This is a genomic window from Rhizobium sp. Root1204, assembly GCF_001424965.1.
Classification (GTDB): domain Bacteria; phylum Pseudomonadota; class Alphaproteobacteria; order Rhizobiales; family Rhizobiaceae; genus Pararhizobium.
Genome location: NZ_LMCZ01000040.1, coordinates 388,529 through 408,274, shown reverse-complemented (window position 1 = coordinate 408,274; position 19,746 = coordinate 388,529). Strand labels below are relative to the sequence as shown.

General features: G+C 60.1%; 17 protein-coding genes. 14 read left to right on the top strand and 3 right to left on the bottom strand.

Annotated features, from left to right (window positions below):
- Positions 1 to 117 precede the first annotated feature (117 nt).
- Positions 118 to 1,461 carry a nucleotide sugar dehydrogenase gene (locus ASC96_RS26335; RefSeq protein ID WP_060505994.1) on the top strand — a complete coding sequence of 448 codons (1,344 nt, stop codon included), beginning with the start codon at positions 118 to 120 and terminating at the stop codon, positions 1,459 to 1,461.
- Here the strand turns inward: ASC96_RS26335 and ASC96_RS26330 are convergent.
- Positions 1,451 to 2,641 (bottom strand): DUF3095 domain-containing protein, encoded by a 1,191-nt coding sequence (locus tag ASC96_RS26330; RefSeq protein ID WP_060505993.1) that lies wholly within the window; start codon positions 2,639 to 2,641, stop codon positions 1,451 to 1,453. The genes ASC96_RS26335 and ASC96_RS26330 overlap by 11 nt on opposite strands.
- Before the next feature lie 194 nt (positions 2,642 to 2,835).
- Between ASC96_RS26330 and ASC96_RS26325 the strand changes: the two genes are divergently transcribed.
- Positions 2,836 to 3,318, top strand: a complete 483-nt coding sequence (locus ASC96_RS26325; RefSeq protein WP_060505992.1) for a class I SAM-dependent methyltransferase — start codon at positions 2,836 to 2,838, stop codon at positions 3,316 to 3,318.
- Positions 3,319 to 3,357: 39 nt separating this feature from the next.
- Here ASC96_RS26325 and ASC96_RS26320 read toward each other — a convergent pair whose 3' ends face one another.
- Complete coding sequence (locus ASC96_RS26320; protein ID WP_060505991.1) at positions 3,358 to 4,221, bottom strand: FkbM family methyltransferase; 864 nt, start codon at positions 4,219 to 4,221, stop codon at positions 3,358 to 3,360.
- Between the two features lie 83 nt (positions 4,222 to 4,304).
- A complete protein-coding gene (locus ASC96_RS26315; protein WP_060505990.1) occupies positions 4,305 to 5,381 on the bottom strand; it encodes a LacI family DNA-binding transcriptional regulator in 1,077 nt (358 codons plus the stop codon).
- A 177-nt stretch (positions 5,382 to 5,558) separates the two neighbouring features.
- On the opposite strand from ASC96_RS26315, the gene ASC96_RS26310 reads away from it, so the two are divergent.
- The 12 genes from ASC96_RS26310 (at position 5,559) to ASC96_RS26255 (ending at position 19,741) form a co-directional block, all read left to right on the top strand.
- Positions 5,559 to 6,542 carry an ABC transporter substrate-binding protein gene (locus ASC96_RS26310; RefSeq protein WP_060505989.1) on the top strand — a complete coding sequence of 328 codons (984 nt, stop codon included), beginning with the start codon at positions 5,559 to 5,561 and terminating at the stop codon, positions 6,540 to 6,542.
- A gap of 84 nt (positions 6,543 to 6,626) precedes the next feature.
- Positions 6,627 to 8,123: a sugar ABC transporter ATP-binding protein gene (locus tag ASC96_RS26305; RefSeq protein WP_060505988.1), complete on the top strand. Its 1,497-nt coding sequence runs from the start codon at positions 6,627 to 6,629 to the stop codon at positions 8,121 to 8,123.
- Positions 8,124 to 8,175: 52 nt separating this feature from the next.
- Positions 8,176 to 9,123, top strand: a complete 948-nt coding sequence (locus tag ASC96_RS26300) for an ABC transporter permease (RefSeq protein ID WP_244482335.1) — start codon at positions 8,176 to 8,178, stop codon at positions 9,121 to 9,123.
- Between the two features lie 5 nt (positions 9,124 to 9,128).
- On the top strand, positions 9,129 to 10,121 hold the full coding sequence (locus ASC96_RS26295) for an ABC transporter permease (protein WP_060505986.1): 993 nt from the start codon (positions 9,129 to 9,131) through the stop codon (positions 10,119 to 10,121).
- A 219-nt stretch (positions 10,122 to 10,340) separates the two neighbouring features.
- Entirely contained in the window at positions 10,341 to 11,306 is a 966-nt protein-coding gene (locus tag ASC96_RS26290) for a sugar-binding transcriptional regulator (RefSeq protein ID WP_060505985.1), read from the top strand.
- A gap of 198 nt (positions 11,307 to 11,504) precedes the next feature.
- A complete protein-coding gene (locus ASC96_RS26285) occupies positions 11,505 to 12,941 on the top strand; it encodes an extracellular solute-binding protein (RefSeq protein WP_060505984.1) in 1,437 nt (478 codons plus the stop codon).
- 154 nt (positions 12,942 to 13,095) lie between these two features.
- Positions 13,096 to 14,019 (top strand): sugar ABC transporter permease, encoded by a 924-nt coding sequence (locus tag ASC96_RS26280; RefSeq protein WP_060505983.1) that lies wholly within the window; start codon positions 13,096 to 13,098, stop codon positions 14,017 to 14,019.
- Positions 14,020 to 14,029: 10 nt separating this feature from the next.
- The gene (locus ASC96_RS26275; RefSeq protein ID WP_060505982.1) at positions 14,030 to 14,887 is read left to right on the top strand and encodes a carbohydrate ABC transporter permease; all 858 of its coding nucleotides are present in this window, start codon (positions 14,030 to 14,032) and stop codon (positions 14,885 to 14,887) included.
- A 3-nt stretch (positions 14,888 to 14,890) separates the two neighbouring features.
- The gene (locus ASC96_RS26270) at positions 14,891 to 16,009 is read left to right on the top strand and encodes an ABC transporter ATP-binding protein (protein ID WP_060505981.1); all 1,119 of its coding nucleotides are present in this window, start codon (positions 14,891 to 14,893) and stop codon (positions 16,007 to 16,009) included.
- Positions 16,006 to 17,130, top strand: coding sequence for an ABC transporter ATP-binding protein (locus tag ASC96_RS26265; protein ID WP_060505980.1), 1,125 nt, complete (start codon positions 16,006 to 16,008; stop codon positions 17,128 to 17,130). Before ASC96_RS26270 ends, ASC96_RS26265 begins: the two co-directional genes overlap by 4 nt.
- A complete protein-coding gene (locus tag ASC96_RS26260; protein WP_060505979.1) occupies positions 17,130 to 18,707 on the top strand; it encodes an FGGY-family carbohydrate kinase in 1,578 nt (525 codons plus the stop codon). Before ASC96_RS26265 ends, ASC96_RS26260 begins: the two co-directional genes overlap by 1 nt.
- Positions 18,704 to 19,741 (top strand): 2-hydroxyacid dehydrogenase, encoded by a 1,038-nt coding sequence (locus tag ASC96_RS26255; RefSeq protein ID WP_060505978.1) that lies wholly within the window; start codon positions 18,704 to 18,706, stop codon positions 19,739 to 19,741. The genes ASC96_RS26260 and ASC96_RS26255 overlap by 4 nt, the downstream gene beginning before the upstream one ends.
- Positions 19,742 to 19,746 lie beyond the last annotated feature (5 nt).

Here is a 19,746-nt window from a genome sequence, read left to right as displayed (position 1 = left end):
TCCGGCCGCGCTAACAGGTGAAACCGGTGCGGTTCTTGACTTCGGGCCAATTTATCCTCAACTGACCCCCATCCGCAAAGGCGCTTCAGTGCGCCACGATCAGTCGAGAACACGCATTTGACCGTCCATTCTTCCGTGAGCGAGGCCCTCCTTTCGAAGATCGCAGACCGTAGCGCCCGTGCGGGTGTGATCGGGCTTGGCTATGTCGGCCTGCCGCTGGCGATCACCGCTGCCCGAAACGGCTTTTCTGTCACAGGCTTTGATATCGACCCGCAGAAGATCGTCGCGATCGATGCAGGACGATCCTATATCGATGCGGTTCCGGATGCTGTCCTGGCAACGGAAACCGGGGAGGGGAGGTTCCGGGCAACGACCGATTTCAGCCAGCTGTCCGGCTGCGACGTCATCGTCATCTGCGTTCCAACGCCCTTGACGAAACATCGCGATCCGGATCTGTCTTTCATCACCCGTACGTGTGATCGCATTGCCGAGACACTGAAGCCCGGCCAGCTGATCGTTCTGGAATCGACGACTTATCCCGGCACCACGGACGAGGTGGTGAGGCCGATCCTGGAAAAGACTGGTCTCAAATCGGCGCAGGAGTTCTTCCTTGGTTTCTCGCCGGAGCGCGAGGATCCGGGCAATCGCGATTTCCACACGTCAAGCATCCCGAAGGTCGTGGCCGGTGACGGCGAGGCGGCCGCGGAGCTGATGAAGGCTTTTTACGGCGCCGTCGTCCACACGGTCGTGCCGGTGTCGTCTCCCGCGGCAGCCGAGGCAGTCAAGCTGACCGAGAACATTTTTCGCGCGGTCAACATTGCCCTCGTCAACGAGTTGAAGGTCGTCTACGAGGCGATGGGCATCGACATCTGGGAAGTGATCGACGCGGCCAAGACCAAGCCTTTCGGCTACATGCCGTTCTATCCCGGCCCGGGGCTCGGGGGGCACTGCATTCCGATCGATCCTTTTTATCTCACCTGGAAATCGCGCGAATACGAATTGCCAACGCGTTTCATCGAGCTTGCCGGCGAAATCAATTCGGCCATGCCAAAGCATGTCGTCGGGCGGCTTGCCGAGGCACTGGATATCCATTGCGGCAAGGCGCTCAGCCGGTCGAAGGTGCTGGTGATCGGTCTTGCCTACAAGAAGAACGTGCCGGATATCCGCGAAAGCCCATCATTGAAGCTGATCGAATTGATCGAGGAACGGGGCGGAAATGCCGCCTATCACGATCCGCATGTCACCGAGATTCCAAAGACACGCGAATACATGGCGTTGAAGGGGCGGACATCGGTGTCGCTGGACGAGCAATCGGTCAAGGGGTTTGATGCGGTTCTGATCGCGACTGATCATGATGCGGTCGACTATGCAGCGATTGCCCGCTGGTCGCCGTTGATCGTCGACACGCGCAACGCCTTTGCCCGCAGAGGGATCGAAGGCGCCAATATTCTCAAGGCATAGCTGGCCGCACCGCCGCGATAGGGGAAGGGGCCGGCATATGCTTCTTCAGCCGGCTGGCGGCCATGGCATAACCGCCAGCTGCACCATCGATGAAGTGCATGTGGTCGCGGCTGAGCGGTGTCGGTACGATACAGGTCATCAGCGCCGAATCCTGCCGGTGCAGGCCGAAGCGGCAGATACCGGCGCGTGCGGCTTGCTCAAGCCGCGCCTCGATCAGGCGAAACCGTTCCGCATCAACATCGATGGTCATCTTCAGGCCATCGTCGAACTTGCGGAAATCGGTATTGCGGGCAACATCCTGCCGGTATGCCCTTGGGTCGAAACGGCCAAGTGTCAGGCCAAGCCGATAAAGGCCGACGATCAGGAGATATTGCGCCAAAATGAACAGCCTGTGGGTGAAGCGTTTTCCCTTCGGAGCTGTTTTCGTTTCCGCAGCCAGCCCCGCCATCGACAGTCCGATCTGCGGGCCTTCGGCTGCGACCGGATGGCCATCCCGTTCTTCGCCTGCGGCCAGCGCAACGATGTCGGCCACCAGAGCCTGGAAGGCGGTTAGGTTGTCCGATCCGGCAGGAATTGCGATGATGGAGACGATTTCGCCATGCCGGGATTGTATCGGGTTCCATCGGCAAGAAAGGCCGGTCAGGTCCGGCCGTGCGCCTGACGGTGCAGGTGGCACGGCAAACAGGCCTTCCTTCATCCGCGCTTCCGCCCAGCTTGAACCGCCACCGGCAAACATCGCGTAGGACACATCGGGGTTCACCTGGAACCGGGCGACACGAACGGCAAGGCCCGCTGCGATGACGTCGGCTACGGGCACCAGTGCTGCGCGCAGCGTCAGTTGCAATTCCTCGCCGACCCAGCCTTGCACTGCCGAGAGCGCATCGCGTGCCTTCTCTACGCCGGACGGCGGCACGGCGACCATGGCGCCATCGCCGCCAAAGACGAAGGGAAGGTCGTTATTGCCCAGCGCATTGAGAATCGCGGAGATGACGCTGGCTCCCGCCATGTTGACGGCCTTGTAGCGGCCCGCCTCGATCGCACCGGTGGAATCGACGATGTCGGCCGTTGCCAGCGCCCAGTCAGCGGGCAGTGCCCGGTAGTTGTCGCTGTTGGCGACGCCTTCGAATTCGACGAAGACCGGCAGCGCGCTGAAGAATGTTTCGCTGGAAAGCTGGCTCATGTTTGAAGGCTAACATATTCGCCAAGGGCAGGCGATGTCGTTTGATAAGGAGGAACCGGGAAATCACACGGGAAACCGACCCACGAGCGTCTGGTTGAGTTTACCGATATTTTCCCGCTCTCATGGTCGACCAGGCGCGGGCACTCGTGTTAAGCGAGGCGACTGGCATGATTTGAATGGATGGATGGAAATAGATGAGTCGTCTTGATGGTTTTATCTCCCGCATGCACTCGCAGCGCGCTGTTCTCAACCATATCAAGGAGGCTTCGATGGTCGCGCCAGATGGCGTGATTCTTGAAATCGGCCTTGGCAACGGCCGGACCTACGACCATATCCGCGAACTGTTTCCGGACAACCGGATCATCGTTTTCGACCGCGCCGTCGGGTCGCATCCGGATTCGACACCGCCGGAAGCGGACCTTATCCTTGGCGACATCAAGGAGACGATCGCCCAGTTTTCCGGAAAGGGCATCGCGTTCGCACATGCCGATATCGGCACGGCGTATCGGGAAAAGGATGCCAAGACCTTGACTTGGCTGCCGCAGTCGATCGCCGCCGCGCTGAAAACCGGTGGCGTGGCCGCAAGCGGGTTGCCGCTTGATCATCCTGAACTTGAGCCGCTGCCACTGCCTGCCGGTGCCGATCCGGGCCGGACCTATTTCTACCGGAAGCGCTAATCTGGCTGCCGCTGCCCGTCTATCTGGCGGACGGGTTGCTCAGGGCAGGAGCAAAACGTCGAACTGATCCTTGCCGATGGGCAGGGCTTTGACCTTCATGTCCACCTGGCTGTCTTCATAGAAAACGATGCAATTTTCATAGAAGCCTGCCAGATAATTGACGAATGCCTGTGATCCCGCCGGTCCGTAGAAGACCGGCGAAAATTCCATATAGAATGGCACGCGCCTGGCAAGAAGCGGCTGCATGGACCGGCTTGCAACCGGCTCGTAACCCTCGATATCCATCCAGATAAGGCCGATATCGTCAGGCGCAACGCCTGCCTCTGTCAGCATGGCGGTAACCGGTTTTACGGGAACCTTGATCTGGATGTCCCGCTCACTTTGACGAAGCGCACTGCTCTTGCCGTGGTTATCCCTGTGCATGAAGAAATCGAGCGTGCCTTCGCTTTCTCCGGCAGCGACATTGATCGCCGTAATCTCTTCATGGAGATTGTTCTGGTCGATATTGGTACGGAGAAGTTTGAAGTTGCGCGGGTCTGGCTCCACCGTAACAATGTGGCGGAAGGCTTTGCTCAATGCGAAATAGACCGTCTGCGTACCGATATTGCCGCCGAGTTCGAGCAGAACCTTTTCCGGTTGCAGCAAGGCCCTTTGCCGCAGGACGCTGAGGAGCCGCACGACATTTTCGCGCTGGAAATGGCCCTTGCGGTAGATCTTCCGGCCAATGTAGTCGTGTGGGGAGAAGGTCATCAGATGGTCGCCGCAATCTGCCGTCATCGACAGGATTTTCGGGCTCACTGCGTTGACGAGCATTTCGCGGCCGATGCGGGTGGCGAGCAGGCGTTTTGCCATGCGATTGCGCCACTTGCGCAGCCGGCGCTTCCAGGATTTCGTCACTTGCATGCCTTGCCCGTCTCCATCGTGTGCTGATCTTCTTCAACACGAGATTGAGCGGGAAATGAAGGCGTTTCTGCGAAAACGCCAGGCTATGCCGGTTTCCCTGTCGTGCCGCGGCGCACCAGCGGGCCATCGACCTTGATTGTCATCGGCCGTGGCTGCTTGCCGTGGATTGCCATGTCGATAAGGATTTCGGCGGCCTTCTGGCCCATCTCGTAGTTGGGCAGCACAAGCGTGGAGAGGGGCGGGTGGGTGTAACGGGCCAGTTCCTGGTCGTCATAGCCCATGACGGACAGGTCCTCCGGCACGCGTAACCCTTTTTCGGCGGCCGCCTCCATGACGCCGATCGCCATCAGGTCGTTGCCGCAGAGGATGGCGGATGGGGGATTGGGCATCGAGAGCAGGTCAAGTCCTGCCTCGTAGCCGCGTAAGGGCAACCAGTCGCCGTCGCGCACCAGCGTTTCGTCAAAGGCGATATCGGCGGTGGCAAGCGCCTGCTTGTAGCCCTTGAGGCGATCCATGGCGGCATCCATCCAGGGCTCGCCATTGATGAAGCCGATGCGTTTGTGGCCAAGACTGGTCAGATGCGCGGTTGCGGTAAAGCCGCCGGCGACTTCTCCGGGCACGATTGCCATATGCTGGCGCGGTTCCGAATAGCAATTGAGCAGCACCGTCGGGATGCCCTTCAGCTGCGGCGGCACGGTGACCTTGCGGGTGAAGATCGTCGCGTAGATGACGCCGGCGATGGAGCGGTCACGCAGGACCGAGCGCAGAACGGCATCCTGCAGGTCGGGATTGGAGCGGGTGGCATGGGCAGAGACCAGCAGCCCCTGTTCGAATGCATAGTCACGGATACCGTCGAGGCTGACGACGGGATGCGGGCTGGTGGAAATCTCGTCGACGATGAAGGCGATGGTGTCCTTTTCCACATGCGGGACGGTATCAACCTCGTTTCGCGTCATTGGTAATTTATAACCAATTTTATGAGCTGCCTCGCGCACCCGCATCTGGGTCTCGGCTGAAATGCGGGCGCCGGACATCTCGTTGAGCACAAGTGAGACGCTGGATTGTGACACGCCGGCAATCCTCGCCACGTCCGTCATGGTTGGCCGGCCTGTCTCTCCCTGCTTGTTGGAAGCGCTGTTCCGCCCGTTTCCTCGTGCCATCGTCCTGTCTCGCTTCCATCCCGGTTTCTGCTGCGATGCAGAATTATTTTTTGTGCGCATGCTAATAAATTAGCGCTTGACTGATAATATTATTAGCGCAAGATTTACGTATGTGAAGCGGAAAATGCTCACTGCCCGGTAGAGGAGTACCGGTAAATTTCGGAGGAGAAAATACCGATGTCCATGATTTCACGCCGCACGTTCCTGGCTGCCGCAACAGCCATGGGCGCCATCGCGCTTGCCGGCACCGTCGCTTACGCGGAGCTGCCGGCTCTGGCCAAGAAAGATACCTATAAGGTCGGCTTCGCGCAGACCGAATCCAACAATCCCTGGCGCATTGCCCAGACCGAAAGCATGAAGGCGGAAGCCCAGAAGATGGGCTACCAGCTGGTCTATACAGACGCTGCCGGGTCTGCTGCCAAGCAGGTGGCCGACGTCAACTCGATGATCGCCCAGGGTGTCGACGTGATCTTCCTTGCCCCGCGCGAAGAAAAGCCGCTGATCCCGGCCGTCATGGCTGCGAAGAAAGCCGGCATTCCGGTCATCCTGCTCGACCGCAACGTCGATCAGTCGCTTGCCAAGGCAGGTGAAGATTATGTCACCTTCATCGGTTCCGACTTCATCGACGAAGGCAAGCGTGTAGCCGAGTGGCTGGCCAAGAACGCCAACGGCAAGTCGAAGATCATCGAGCTGGAAGGCACCACCGGTTCATCGCCGGCCAACGATCGCAAGAAGGGCTTTGACGAAGCCATCACCGCTGCCGGCGGTTTTACGATTGTCGCATCGCAGACCGGTGACTTTGCCCGTGACAAGGGCCGTCAGGTTGCCGAGGCTCTGCTGCAGGCACATCCGGATGCAGACATTGTCTATGCGCACAATGACGAAATGGCGATTGGAGCCATTGCAGCCATCGAAGCTGCCGGCAAGGTGCCGGGCAAGGATATCCTCGTCTTGTCCATCGACGGTGGCAAGGAAGCCGTTCAGGCGGTGGTCGATGGCAAGATCAATGCCGTGGTCGAGTGCAATCCGCGTTTCGGGCCAAAGGCTTTTGAAACGATGACGCGTTACGCCGCTGGTGATAAGATCGAGCCATGGGTCATCAACACAGACAAGTTCTACGATGCATCCAATGCATCGGCCGAACTGTCGAGCGCTTACTGATCTCCCAAGACTGTCGCTTCCGGCCGGGGTGGCATCGCCATTCCGGCCGGCTTTTCATGTCTGCTTATTGAGGATGGAGGAAACATGCTGCTGTCCATGCAGGATATTTCCAAGGCGTTTTCCGGCGTGCCCGCCCTGCGATCAGCCTCGCTTGAAATCGCCGCGGGCGAGGTCATGGCGCTGGTCGGCCAGAACGGCGCTGGAAAATCGACGCTGATCAAGATTTTGACCGGAGCCTATCAGCGCGATACCGGACTGATCCGCTTCGAGGGTGAGGACGTCGTTTTCGCAACGCCCGGCGCCAGCCAGGCGCGAGGCATCGCGACGATCTATCAGGAAATCAATCTGGCGCCGCAGCGTTCAGTCGCCGAGAATATCTATCTGGCACGTGAACCGAGAACGGGCCTCGGGCTGCTTGACCGGCGGGCGATGCGCGAGGGGGCAGCCTCCGTGCTCAAGACTTTCAATCTTGATATCGATGTCGATCTTCCCGTCGGACATTTCAGCGCCGCCACCCGGCAGATGATTGCGATTGCCCGTGCCGTGACGCAGAAGGCCCGGCTGGTGATCATGGATGAGCCGACATCGTCCCTTGACGAGCGTGAGGTCGCTATTCTGTTCGAAACGATCCGGACGCTGAAGAGGAACGGCGTCTCCGTTCTGTTTATCGGCCACCGGCTGGATGAACTCTATGAAATCTGCGATTGCGTCACCATCATGCGCGATGGCCAGACGGTGGCGCATAGCGCCATGGCAGATATGCCGAAAATGGAACTTGTCCGCCATATGCTCGGCAAGGAACTGGCGGCCTTTCAAGCGATTGCACGCGATAGCGATGACGGCGAGATGAAACCGGTGCGGCTCTCTGTTGAAAGTGCCGGGTCCGGCGTGCGGGTCCGCGATGTCAGCATGAGTGTGCGCGAAGGTGAAATTTCCGGTCTGGCCGGTCTTCTCGGTTCTGGCCGCACGGAAACGGCGCGGATCATCTTCGGGGTCGACCGGATGGAAAAGGGCGCGATCCGGATTGATGGCAAGGAGCGCCGCTATTCCGAGCCGGCCGATGCCATTGCCGACGGGATCGGGCTGGTGTCAGAGGATCGTAAGATCGACGGCATCATCCCGGACATGAGCATTCGCGAGAACATGACGCTGGCGCTGCTGCCGAAGCTGAAGAAGGCCGGCATTGTCGACCGTGCCCGTCAGCAGGAGATTGTCACGCGGTACATCAAGGCATTGGGCGTCAAATGCGCTTCCCCTGATCAGCCGATCAAGGAGCTGTCGGGCGGCAACCAGCAGAAGGTGCTGCTTGCCCGCTGGCTCTGCACCGATCCGCGCATTCTGATCATCGACGAGCCGACGCGCGGCATCGATATCGGTGCCAAGGCGGAAATCCTGAAGCTCTTGCGCAGCCTAGCCGACGAAGGCCTGAGCGTGCTGATGATCTCCTCGGAGCTGGAGGAGCTTCTGGCGGCCGCAGACCGTGTCACGGTGCTCAGCGACGGCCGCTCGGTTGCGGTGTTGAACCGGAACGAACTCAGTGAGACGGCGCTGCTTTCCGCCATGGCCCATCAGGTGAACTGACATGACGACGATCGATACATCCGCTCCAGGAGAGCGTGCCGCCCGCCCCAATATGGCGCAGTTTCTCAGCCGTTACGGCACATTTGCAGCCTTCATCCTGCTCGTGCTGTTCAACCTGATCGTCACGCCGAACTTCCTTTCCTGGCAGACGCTCAACGTCAACCTGACGCAGGTGGCAACCATCGTCATCGTCGCCGTTGGGATGACATTGGTGATCGCCACCGGTGGCATCGATTTGTCGGTCGGGTCTCTCATGGCGATTGCGGGTACAGTTGCACCGATGATCTTCATGGGCAAGGTGCTGCCGATCGAGAACATGGGCATTCTCATTCTTCTCTCGTTCATCCTCCCGGTTCTGCTGGTCATGGCATTTGGCTGGTTCAACGGGGTGCTGGTGACGCGGTTTTCGATCCAGCCGATCATTGCCACACTTGTCTTGTTCATTGCGGGGCGGGGAATTGCCCAGGTCGCCACCAACGGCAATCTGCAGGTTTTCAAGAACCCGGATTTCCAGTTCATCGCCATGGGCCGTATCGCCGGTATTCCGGCGCAGGTGATCATCATGATCATTGTCGCGGTGCTCGCTCATTGCCTGATCCGCTACACGGTCATCGGCCGCCAGATCATCGCCGTCGGTGGTAACGAGAAGGCGGCGCGGCTGACAGGTATTCCGGTGCGGCGGGTCAAAACCTTTGTCTACATTGTCAGTGGTGCTCTCGCCGGTGTTGCCGGGCTGATCGTCGTTGCCCGCAATTCGGCGAGCGACGCCAATCTGGTTGGGCTCGGGATGGAGCTTGATGCCATCGCCGCGGTTGCCGTTGGCGGCTCGCTGCTGACGGGCGGCCGGGCCAATATCGTCGGCACGGTGTTGGGCGCCTTCGTCATCCAGCTGGTGCGCTATACGCTTCTTGCCAACGGCGTGCCGGATGCGGCGGCATTGATCGTCAAGGCAGGCCTGATCGTCGTCGCCGTCTTCATCCAGCAACGTGCCAAGGCATAACGGATATGACCTCCATGCTGAAAACCCTCTCGCGGCCCTTCATGGCCAAATCCTCCGGCGACTTCGCCCGCCTCGGCGTGCTTCTGGCGCTGGCGGGCCTGATCCTGTTCGGCGCGCTGCGCTATGACAATTTCATCTCGCCGTTCAACATCCTGAGTTTCCTGCGCTACAATTCGATGTTCGCGCTGATCGCGCTCGGCATGGCCTTTGTCATCATCACCGGCGGCATCGACCTTTCGGTCGGCGGCGTGGCGGCGATGGCGAGCGTGGTTGCCGCCTATCTGTCGCCGTATGGATGGTTTCCGGGATTGGCCGGCGGTATGGTTGCCGGGCTGATTGCTGGCGCAATCAATGGCCTGATCATCACCCGGATGCGGATCCAGCCGTTTATCGCAACGCTGGCAATGATGCTGGCTGCCTACGGGACAGCGTTGCTGCTGGCCAACAACCAGTCTGTTTCGGTGTCCTATGACACCGGATTCACGATGATCGGGCAGGACGATTTTCTCGGATTTCCGATTCCTGCCTGGATTGCCGCGCTCGCCTATGTGCTCGGCTGGGTCTTTCTGGAGCGGCATCCTGCCGGGCGGCATGTGCTGGCGATCGGTGATGGTGAGGCGACGGCCAATCTGATGGGATTAAAGGTCGAAAAAACGCTTTTTGCCGTCTATGCGCTGTCCGGTCTGCTTGCCGGTCTTGCCGGGGTTATCCTTGCCTCGCAGTTCGGCGCGGGGCAGCCGACAGAGGGCGTGGGCTGGGAACTGTTTGCTATTGCTTCTGTCGTGGTCGGCGGTACGTTGCTGACCGGCGGCTCCGGTTCGGTCGGCGCGACGCTGGCGGGGGCACTGCTGCTCGCCATGGTGTTCAACGTCCTCAATTTTGAAAACGGTCTCGGCTGGATTTCGCTCTCGGCCTACTGGCAGTCCGTTATCCGCGGCTCTTTCCTTCTCGTCGTTGTGGTACTGCAAGCCCGGCTGATGAAAAAGACCGAGGCGTAAGCCTAGTCTTCCACGCCTCTCTTTTTTCCAGCGCGTCCGGGCAACCGGGCGCGCTTTGCGTTTGTCCACAGTCACGCTCTTTAAGGCTGCAGGTGCATATCGAATTGGTGCGCCGCCGCATCGAACGTGCTTGACAAATTTTTCATTGCGTGAAAATTCTTTCATCAACAGATAAAAATATCACCTAGTGAAAAAAATAGCAGGAACGGGAGGCGGGGTATGGTTCAGGGCGGTGGCTCCTTCAAGGACGATGAGTCAAGCATGGCGACGCGTGCAGCATGGCTGCACTATGCCGGTGGATTGACCCAGTCCGAAGTTGCCAAGCGCCTCGGTCTGACATCGCTGAAAGCCCATCGTCTGATCACCAAGGCCAACCAGGAAGGTCTGGTGAAGGTCTATATCGACGGCGAAGTCTCCGAATGCGTTGAACTGGAGCAGAAACTGTCGGCGCGTTATGGCCTCGACTATTGTGAAGTCGTTCCTGATTTCGATCCGGAGGACCTGCCGCTGAAAGCGCTCGGTATCTCCGGTGCGCAGTTCCTCAAGCGGGAGATCGAGAAAGAGGGACCGGTGCTGATCGGCATGGGGCATGGCCGCACACTGGCCGCTTGCGTCGAATATCTGCCGCGCACCACCAATCACGACGTCCGCTTCGTCTCGCTGCTCGGTGGCCTGACCCGCCGGTTTTCCGCCAATCCCCATGACGTTATCCACCGGCTGGCCGAGCGCACGGGGGCGGAGGCCTATGTGATGCCGGTGCCGTTCTTTGCCAATACCGTCGAGGATCGCGATGTTCTGTTCAATCAGCGCGGCGTGCGCGAAGTGTTCGATCTTGCCAGCAGCGCCGACCTTTTGCTGGTTGGCATCGGCACGGTCGAGCGCGAAGCATCGCTGGTCTCCACCGGCATGATCGAAAAGAGCGAGATCGAGGAAATCAAGAATGGTGGTGGTGCCGGCGAATTGCTTGGCCATTTCTTCGACGACAGGGGCCAGCCGATCGAGACGTCGCTATCGAACCGCACATTCACGCTGAGCCGTGAGGACCTGAAAAACCGCCGTACGGTCGCTGTTGCCGGCGGCAAGGTGAAGGCGCGCGCCATTCGTGCCGTGCTGGAAAGCCGGTTTCTGAGCGGGCTGATCACCGACGAGAAGACGGCGCAGACATTGATGGAGGATGCCGCCTGAAACGGCGCTGTCCCGCATAGGGAGTGACGGCTTGCGACTGATCCGGGGAGTGGTTCGGTTCAAGCCTTTCGCAGCTGCATCCCGTCCGGCACCGTGCCGCGGGGTGCACGCGCTGCGATCTGGAGGAAATACCGGTCGGGTAAGCCGGTACGGCTCAATGGATTGAGCATGTTTTGCCCGTGAAGGAGGAGAAGACCAATGCATGAGAAAGAGAAAGACCTGATCAGTGCATTCCTGCGTGGAGAGGTGGACCGCCGCGGAATGCTGAAGGGCCTCGGCGCCATGGGCGTTACGGCTGGTGCGGCGGGCACGCTGCTCAACATGATGTCCACCAGGGCAATGGCTGCCGATTTCGACTGGAAGAAACATTCCGGCAAGACCGTAAAGCTGCTTTTGAACAAGCATCCCTATGCCGATGCGATGATTGCCAACCTGCAGTCGTTCAAGGACCTGACCGGCATCGACGTCAAGTATGACGTGTTTCCGGAAGACGTCTATTTCGACAAGGTGACCGCTGCCCTGTCATCCGGCTCCACCGAATATGATGCGTTCATGACCGGCGCCTACATGACCTGGACCTATGGTCCGGCCGGCTGGATCACCGACCTCAAGGAATGGATCAACGATCCGGAAAAGACCAACCCAAACTACGCCTGGGACGACTTCCTGCCGGGCGTGAAGAATTCCTGCGCCTGGAACGGCCAGCCCGGCGGCGCGCTGGGTTCGGACGACGCTAAGCAGTGGTGCATTCCGTGGGCGTTCGAGCAGAACAACATCACCTATAACAAGTCGATGTTCGACAAGGCCGGTGTTTCCGTGCCGAAGAACCTCGATGACATGATTTCCGTGGCGGCCAAGTTGCAGAAGGATGTCGGCGGTATCTACGGTATCGGCGTGCGTGGCTCGCGCTCCTGGGCGACGATCCATCCGGGCTTCCTGTCCGCCTACTCGAACTTCAACGAGAAGGACCTGAACGTCACCGACGGCAAGCTGTCGGCAGCGATGGGAACGGCAGGCTCCAAGGCCTTCCACGCCAAATGGGTGCAGATGATCCAGGAAAGCGGCCCGAAGGATTGGTCGACCTATACCTGGTATCAGGTCGGTACCGATCTCGGCGCCGGTGCCTCGGCGATGATTTTCGACGCCGATTGCCTGGGCTACTTCATGAACGGCGGCGACAACAAGATGGCCGGACAGCTGTCTTATGCCGCCTTCACCGCCAACCCGGATGCGACGGCCTCGACGCCAAACATCTGGATCTGGTCGCTTGCCATGTCCAATTTCTCCAAGGACAAGGACGCCACCTGGTACTTCCTGCAATGGGCGACCGGTCCGGAGCATGCGATCTTCGGCGCCACCAAGATGGATTTTGTCGATCCGGTCCGCCAGTCGGTCTGGAAGGACGAAGCCTTCCGGACCAAGCTGAACAAGTATCCGGGTTATGTCGACATGTTCGACGCATCGGCGGCCGGCGCTTCGATCAAGTTCACCCCGCAGCCATTGTTCTTCGATGTCACCACCGAATGGGCGGCGACATTGCAGAAGATGGTCGCCAAGGAAGTTCCTGTCGACGAAGGTCTCGACCAGCTGGTCGAGAGCATCGATCGCCAGCTGAAGGAAGCCGGTCTCGGCTGATCTGCCTCCCAAGCAGAGCCCGGCGCTCAATAGAGCGCCGGGCACCCGCACACCGGCTGACAGCCGCCTTGAGACAACGTGAGATGCCGATGGACTGGCGCGGGACAAACCGCGTGCCGCGCGCTTTCTTCAAAGACAAAGAACGGAGCTCGACATGGCTTCAACAGCAACCCTCCGCAAACCGGCTTCAGGTTTCCGCATCAGCCGGAAGATGCTGCCTTATGTGCTGAGCCTGCCTGCCCTGCTCGTCTGCATCGGCATCCTGATCCCCTTCATCACGGCCGTGATTTATTCCTTCCAGCGCTACCGGCTCAGCCAGCCCTGGGCGCGGCAGTTCAACTGGGGTGAAAACTATCTCAACTTTTTTACCGATCCGGCCTTCTGGAACACGCTGAAAGTCTCGCTGCTTTATGCCGGGATCACGGTGACGCTGGAGTTGTTGCTCGGTCTCGGTATTGCGCTTCTTCTGCAGCGCCGCTCGACGGTCAACAACTTCATCTCGATCATGCTGCTTCTGCCATTGATGATCGCGCCAGCGCTGGCCGCGCTGATGTGGAAGCTGATGACCAACCCGAGCTTCGGCATCCTCAGCTACCTCGCCAGCCTGATCGGCCTGCATGATTTCCGCTGGGCATCTTCCCCGAGCACGGCGCTGTTGACCGTCGTTCTCGTCGATATCTGGGTCTATACACCCTTCATCATGATCCTTTTGCTGGCGGGCCTGCGCTCGCTGCCGACCCAGCCGTTCGAGGCGGCAGCCCTGGATGGCGTGCCACGGACCTTCGTGTTCTTCCGCATTACGCTACCGATGCTGACGCCCTATATCCTGACGGCCACGTTGTTCCGTCTGCTCGACAGTATCCAGCAGTTCGATATCATCTACGCGATGACGCAAGGGGGGCCAGGCAATACGCTGACCGTTTTCCAGGTGGAAGCCTATCTCAACTTCTTCCAGTCGACCAATGTCGGGCGCTCCGCGGCGCTGATGGTCATCCTCTGGGCGATCACCTACCTGCTCTCCAATATCTTCATCAAGAACTGGCTGCGGCTGCGCGAACGCGCCCGCGGCGAAGCGTGAGGGGAAAACCATGGAAACCACATCCACGCTCGAAAAGACCCTGCGGCTGATCGCGCTCTCGCTCGTCGTCATCTTCTTCATGTTCCCGATCTTCTGGATCTTCCTGATGTCGTTCCAGACCAACGAGACGATCCTGGCGATCCCGCCATCGGTGATCTTCACGCCGACGCTGTCGAACTATGCGGCACTAATCACCGGCAAGCTGACGACGGCAGCCGGCACGCTCGACATCGCCTTCATGCGCAATCTCGGCAACTCGATCTTCCTCTCGGTGACCTCGGTCGCCCTGGCGCTCGTCCTTGGCGTGCCGGCCGCCTATGCCTTTGCCCGCCACAAGTTCAAGGGCTCGGAAGACATTGCTTTCACGCTTTTGTCCTTCCGGTTCGCACCGCCGCTGCTCGTGCTCCTGCCGCTGACCCAGTATTTCCAGTGGCTCGGGCTATCGGACACCTATTTCGGACTGATCTGGGTTTACCAGCTGATCTGCCTACCGCTCATCCTGTGGATCGTCCGCGGCTATTTCGAGGATATCTCGGCCGACGTCGAATATGCCTACCGGATCGCAGGGCATTCGTGGTTTGCCACCTTTCGCAAGATCGCCCTGCCGCTGGCAGGACCGGGGATTGCGGCTGCCGGTCTGTTGGCCTTCATCTTCGCCTGGAACAATTTTGTCTTCGCGCTGGTGCTGGCCTCGGCTGACAAGCAGCCGGTGACCGTGGGCGCGCTTGCCTTCGTCACGTCTTCCGGCATCCAATACGGCCAGATTGCCTCGGCCATCGTGCTGTCGGTGACGCCGACACTTGCACTTGCACTCTACGCCCAGCGCTATCTTGTCGAAGGCCTGTCGCTTGGCGCGGTGAAGGGATAAATCATGACAACACTTCAGCTTAAAAACATCGTCAAGCGCTACAAGACCAACACGGTCCTCGACAACCTGTCGCTGGATGTGGCCGATGGCGAAACGCTGGTGCTGTTTGGCCCATCGGGTGCGGGCAAGACGGTGCTGCTCCGGCTGGTTGCCGGTGTGATCGATCCTGAAGAGGGGCAGATCCTGATCGGCGGCGAGGATGTCTCCGATATCGATGCCGAGCATCGCGGCATCGGCATGGCCTTCCAGAATTTCGCGCTGTTTCCACATATGAGTGCCTTCGACAATATTGCCAGCCCGCTGACGGCGACGAATTCGACGAAGGACGCCATCTCGGCGGGCGTGCATAAGGTCGCCAAGCTGCTCAAGATCGACCACGTGCTGTCCCATCATCCAAAGGCGCTGTCGAATGGACAGAAACAGCGCACGGCGCTGGCCCGCGCGCTGGCAGGTTCGCCGCCGCTGCTGTTGCTGGATGATCCCTTGCGCAATGTCGACGCCAAGCTGCGTTTCGAGATGCGTTTGGAATTGCCACGACTGCTGGCCGCGCAGGGTGCCACGGTTGTCTACGTGACGCAGGATTACAAGGAGGCCATGGCGCTCGGCGACCGCATCGCGGTCATGTCACAGGGCCGTATCCGCCAGATCGGCACGCCGGAGGATATCTACAATACACCGGCCGATATCGAGATCGCCCGACTGTTCGGCGATCCGACCATCAACCTCCTGGATGTAACGCCGAAAGCCGGACCGGAGGGTATCCATGTCGAGCTTTCGAACGTGAAGGTGGTTTTGCCCGGCATGCCGGCGGACGTTGCCGGAAGAGCCTGCGTCATCGGCCTTCGGCCCGAAGCCATAGCCTTTACGGATGCTGGTGCGCCGGGGGCTATTCCGGTGACGGTGGAAGCCGAAACGCCGCTCAATGAAAAGACGGTAACGCTGGTCCTGACCGCACGTGGCCGGGAAATCCTGGTGTCGCGCCCGGCGGGGACGCCCGGCCCGGTCTCCGGCCCCGCCCATATCGCCGTCAACGGACGGGCGGCCTTCCTGTTCGACAAGGAGAGTGGCGGGCTGATCCGTTCCGCCGCAACCCCGATGACACGCAATGGAGAAGCGGCATGAGCGAGACCGCACTGTTCATCAAGGGCGTCGACAAGTTCTATGGCCCGATCGATCATGGCGTCCATGCTGTCAAACAGCTGAACATGGACGTGAAAAAGGGAGAGATCATCGCGCTTCTCGGCTCGTCCGGCTGTGGAAAGACCTCGACATTGCGCATGGTCGCTGGTTTCGAAGCCGTGTCGCGCGGCACGATTTCGATGAAGGGACGCGAGGTTCAGACCTTCGCTCCCGTCAAGCGCAACGTCGCCATGGCGTTCGAGGGCTACTCGCTCTACCCGCCGCTGACCGTGCGTGAAAACATTGCCTTCGCGCTGAAGGCCTCTAGGCTGTCGCAGAGTGTCGTCGATGAGAAGGTCGCCAGTATCGCCAAGTTGCTGGAGATCGAGGATATCATGGGCCGCTATCCAAGCTCGATCTCGGGCGGCCAGCAGCAGCGTGCATCGCTCGGCCGGGCGCTGATCCGGGATGCCGACCTGCATCTGCTCGATGAGCCGATGGGGCAGCTGGAGCCGCAGTTGCGCGCACTTTTGCGCGGCCGTATCAAACATTTCATCAAGGAACGCGGACTGACCGCTATTCTCGTCACCCACGACCAGACGGAAGCCAATGCGCTGGCCGACCGGATCGCCGTCATGGAGGGTGGCGTACTCCAGCAATTCGATACGCCGCAGATGATCAAGGAGCGTCCGGCCAACCTGTTTACCGGCACTTTCGTTGGCGAACCGCCGATGAACGTATTTTCTGCGGGGATTTCAGGGTCTGGCGATACGGTCTCTTTCGGCCTCAACGACGGTGTCAAGCTCGATTACAAGGCGTCTGACTTTTCCCATGAAGTGCGGGCCGAACTGATGAAGCGCAGCAAGGTCGTGCTTGGCATCCGGCCCTATGCGGTTCGCCGCAGTGAGGGCGGGGTCGGCGCGAAAGTGGCGGTCAACCAGTGGCTTGGGGACCAGACGCATATCGCCACTGATTTTGCCGGCGGCACGATGGTGCTGGTCGAGCATGACCGGACGAACCTGGCGATCGGCGAGAATGTCGGTATCCGCCTTGACCCATCGAGCCTGCATGTGTTCGACGGCGATAGCGGCAAGGCGATCAGCCATGGGCAGGAGCTTGCCTGATGCGCGATATCCTGATCGGGATCGATGCGGGAACCTCCGTCATTAAGTCCGTCGCTTTCGATCTTGGCGGCAAGCAGATCGCGGCTTGCGCCATCGCCAACAGCTATGAAAGCGAAGGCGGTAAGGGCGTTGTGCAGGACCTCGACCGGACCTGGGCTGATACTGCAAAGACGCTTGCCGATCTCGCTGGCAAGGTCGAAAATCTTGCCAGCCGGGTTGCGGCGATATCGGTGACGGGCCAAGGCGATGGCACTTGGCTGATCGACAAGAACGGCGACCCTGTCGGCAAGGGCTGGCTTTGGCTTGATGCCCGCGCCGGCGATACGGTGGAGCGGCTGCGGCAGGACAGGGGTGATGCCGCCCGCTTTTCCCATACCGGTTCAGGTCTTGCCGCCTGCCAGATGGGCTCGCAGCTTCGGTGGATTCTGGAAAACGCACCGGAGATGATCTATGGCGCGACAACAGGGTTTCATTGCAAGGACTGGCTCTATTTCAAGCTGACCGGAAAGCGCGCGACCGATCCTTCCGAGGCCAACTTTACCTTCGGAGATTTCCGTACCCGGCAGTATTCCGAGGATGTCATAGACTTTCTCGACCTGCGCAAACAACGCTACCTGCTGCCGGAGATCGTCGATGGTGCGGTGACACAGCATGCTTTAGGCGACGCCGCGGCAGCTTTGACCGGGCTTCTGGCCGGAACGCCCGTCGTGCTCGGTTACGTCGATGTCGTCTGCACGTCGCTCGGCGCCGGTCTCTACGAACCGGGAACCGATACCGGTTGCTCCATCATCGGTTCGACCGGCATGCATATGCGGCTGGCAAAGAGCGCCGATGATGTCCAGCTCAACAGGGATCTGACCGGTTACACGATGTGCCTGCCGATTGAGGGCCATTATGCGCAGATGCAGTCGAACATGGCGGCGACACTGAACATCGACTGGATACTGTCGCTTGCGGGCAGCGTGCTCAAGGGCATGGGTATCGACAAGAGCAAGGCCGAACTGCTCGGTCATGTCGAAGGCTGGCTGTCGGAATCCAAGGAAACCTCGCTGCTGTTCCATCCCTATATTTCCGAGGCAGGCGAGCGCGGTCCGTTTGTCGATGCCTCGGCGCGGGCGTCTTTCATCGGGCTCGATCTGAACCACGGCTTTGCCGACATGGTCCGTGCCGTCTTCAACGGTCTCGCGATGGCGTCGCGTGATTGCTACGTCGAGATGGGACCGCTGCCGTCGCGGGTGCGGCTGACCGGCGGCGCGGCGCGCAGCGCATCCTTGCGGCGCATTCTCGGCGGCGCGCTCGGCTCATCGGTGCAGACCAGCGAGCGCGAAGAGGCGGGCGCTGCCGGCACGGCGATGATCGCCGCCGTTTCGCTCGGCATCTACGGCTCGATGGAAGACTGCGTCAAGCAATGGGTCACCCCCTATCAGCGGCCGGCGGAACCGGCCGACACAGCCATGGCGGCGCGTTTCAACGCGGCGTTTCCACTCTACAGGCAATCGCGCCTGTCCCTTCGTCCGGTCTGGCACGCCCTTTCCCACGGCACCGCCCCGGCAACTGAACAGGAAAGACTGAAATGAAGAAAATCGCCATCATTGGAGACCGGTTCATGCTGCCAACGGTCTTTCGCGACAAAGTCGTGGAAGCTTGTGGCGACGGGCATGATATCCGGCTTCTCGAACAGCCCTGGCCGGATGAGCCGATGGAGCACGGCTATGCCGTCGAGGGCATGGACGGCCTGAAGGAATATGTCGGCAAGGCCGACGACATCGTCGAGTTCGTTGGTGACGCTGAGATGGTCATCACTCAGTTGGCGCCGTTTTCCCGCGGCATGTTTTCCCAGCTTCCTGGCCTGAAGTTCATCGCAGTGTCGCGCGGTGGACCGGTCAATATCGACATGAGCGCCGCGCGGGACGCCAAGGTTCTGGTGGTCAACACGCCCGGCCGCAATGCCAGTGCGGTTGCCGAATTTACACTCGGCGCCATCCTTGCCGAAACCCGGCTGATCCGCTCCGGTCACGAGTCCCTGCGCAAGGGGGAATGGCGCGGAGAGCTTTACCGCGCCGACAAGACCGGCCGCGAACTTTCCGAAATGACGGTTGGTGTCGTCGGCTACGGCAATATCGGCACCAAGGTGGTGCGGCTGCTGCGGGCGTTTGGAACCAAGGTTGTGGTCTATGATCCCTATGTCCAACTCTCGGCCGATGACCGCAACGCGGGTGTCGAGCATGTCAGTTTCGACGATCTGTTGTCACGCTCCGATGTCGTGACGCTGCATTCGCGGGTGTCGGAAGAGACACGGCATATGATGAATGCCGAGAGCTTTGCGAAGATGAAGCCGGGAGCGATCTTCGTGAATACGGCGCGTGGGCCGCTTTGCGATTATGATGCCCTGTACGAGGCCTTGGTGAATGGCCCGCTCGGGTCTGCAATGCTCGAAACGTTCGCCGTCGAGCCGGTGCCGGAGGACTGGCCGCTCTTGCAACTGCCGAACGTAACGCTGACACCGCATATTGCCGGGGCTTCGGTACGCACCGTCACCTATGCCGCCGAGATGGCGGCCGAAGAGGTGCGCCGCTATATCGCCGGCCTGCCGCCGGTCAACCCGTGCTGAGGGCA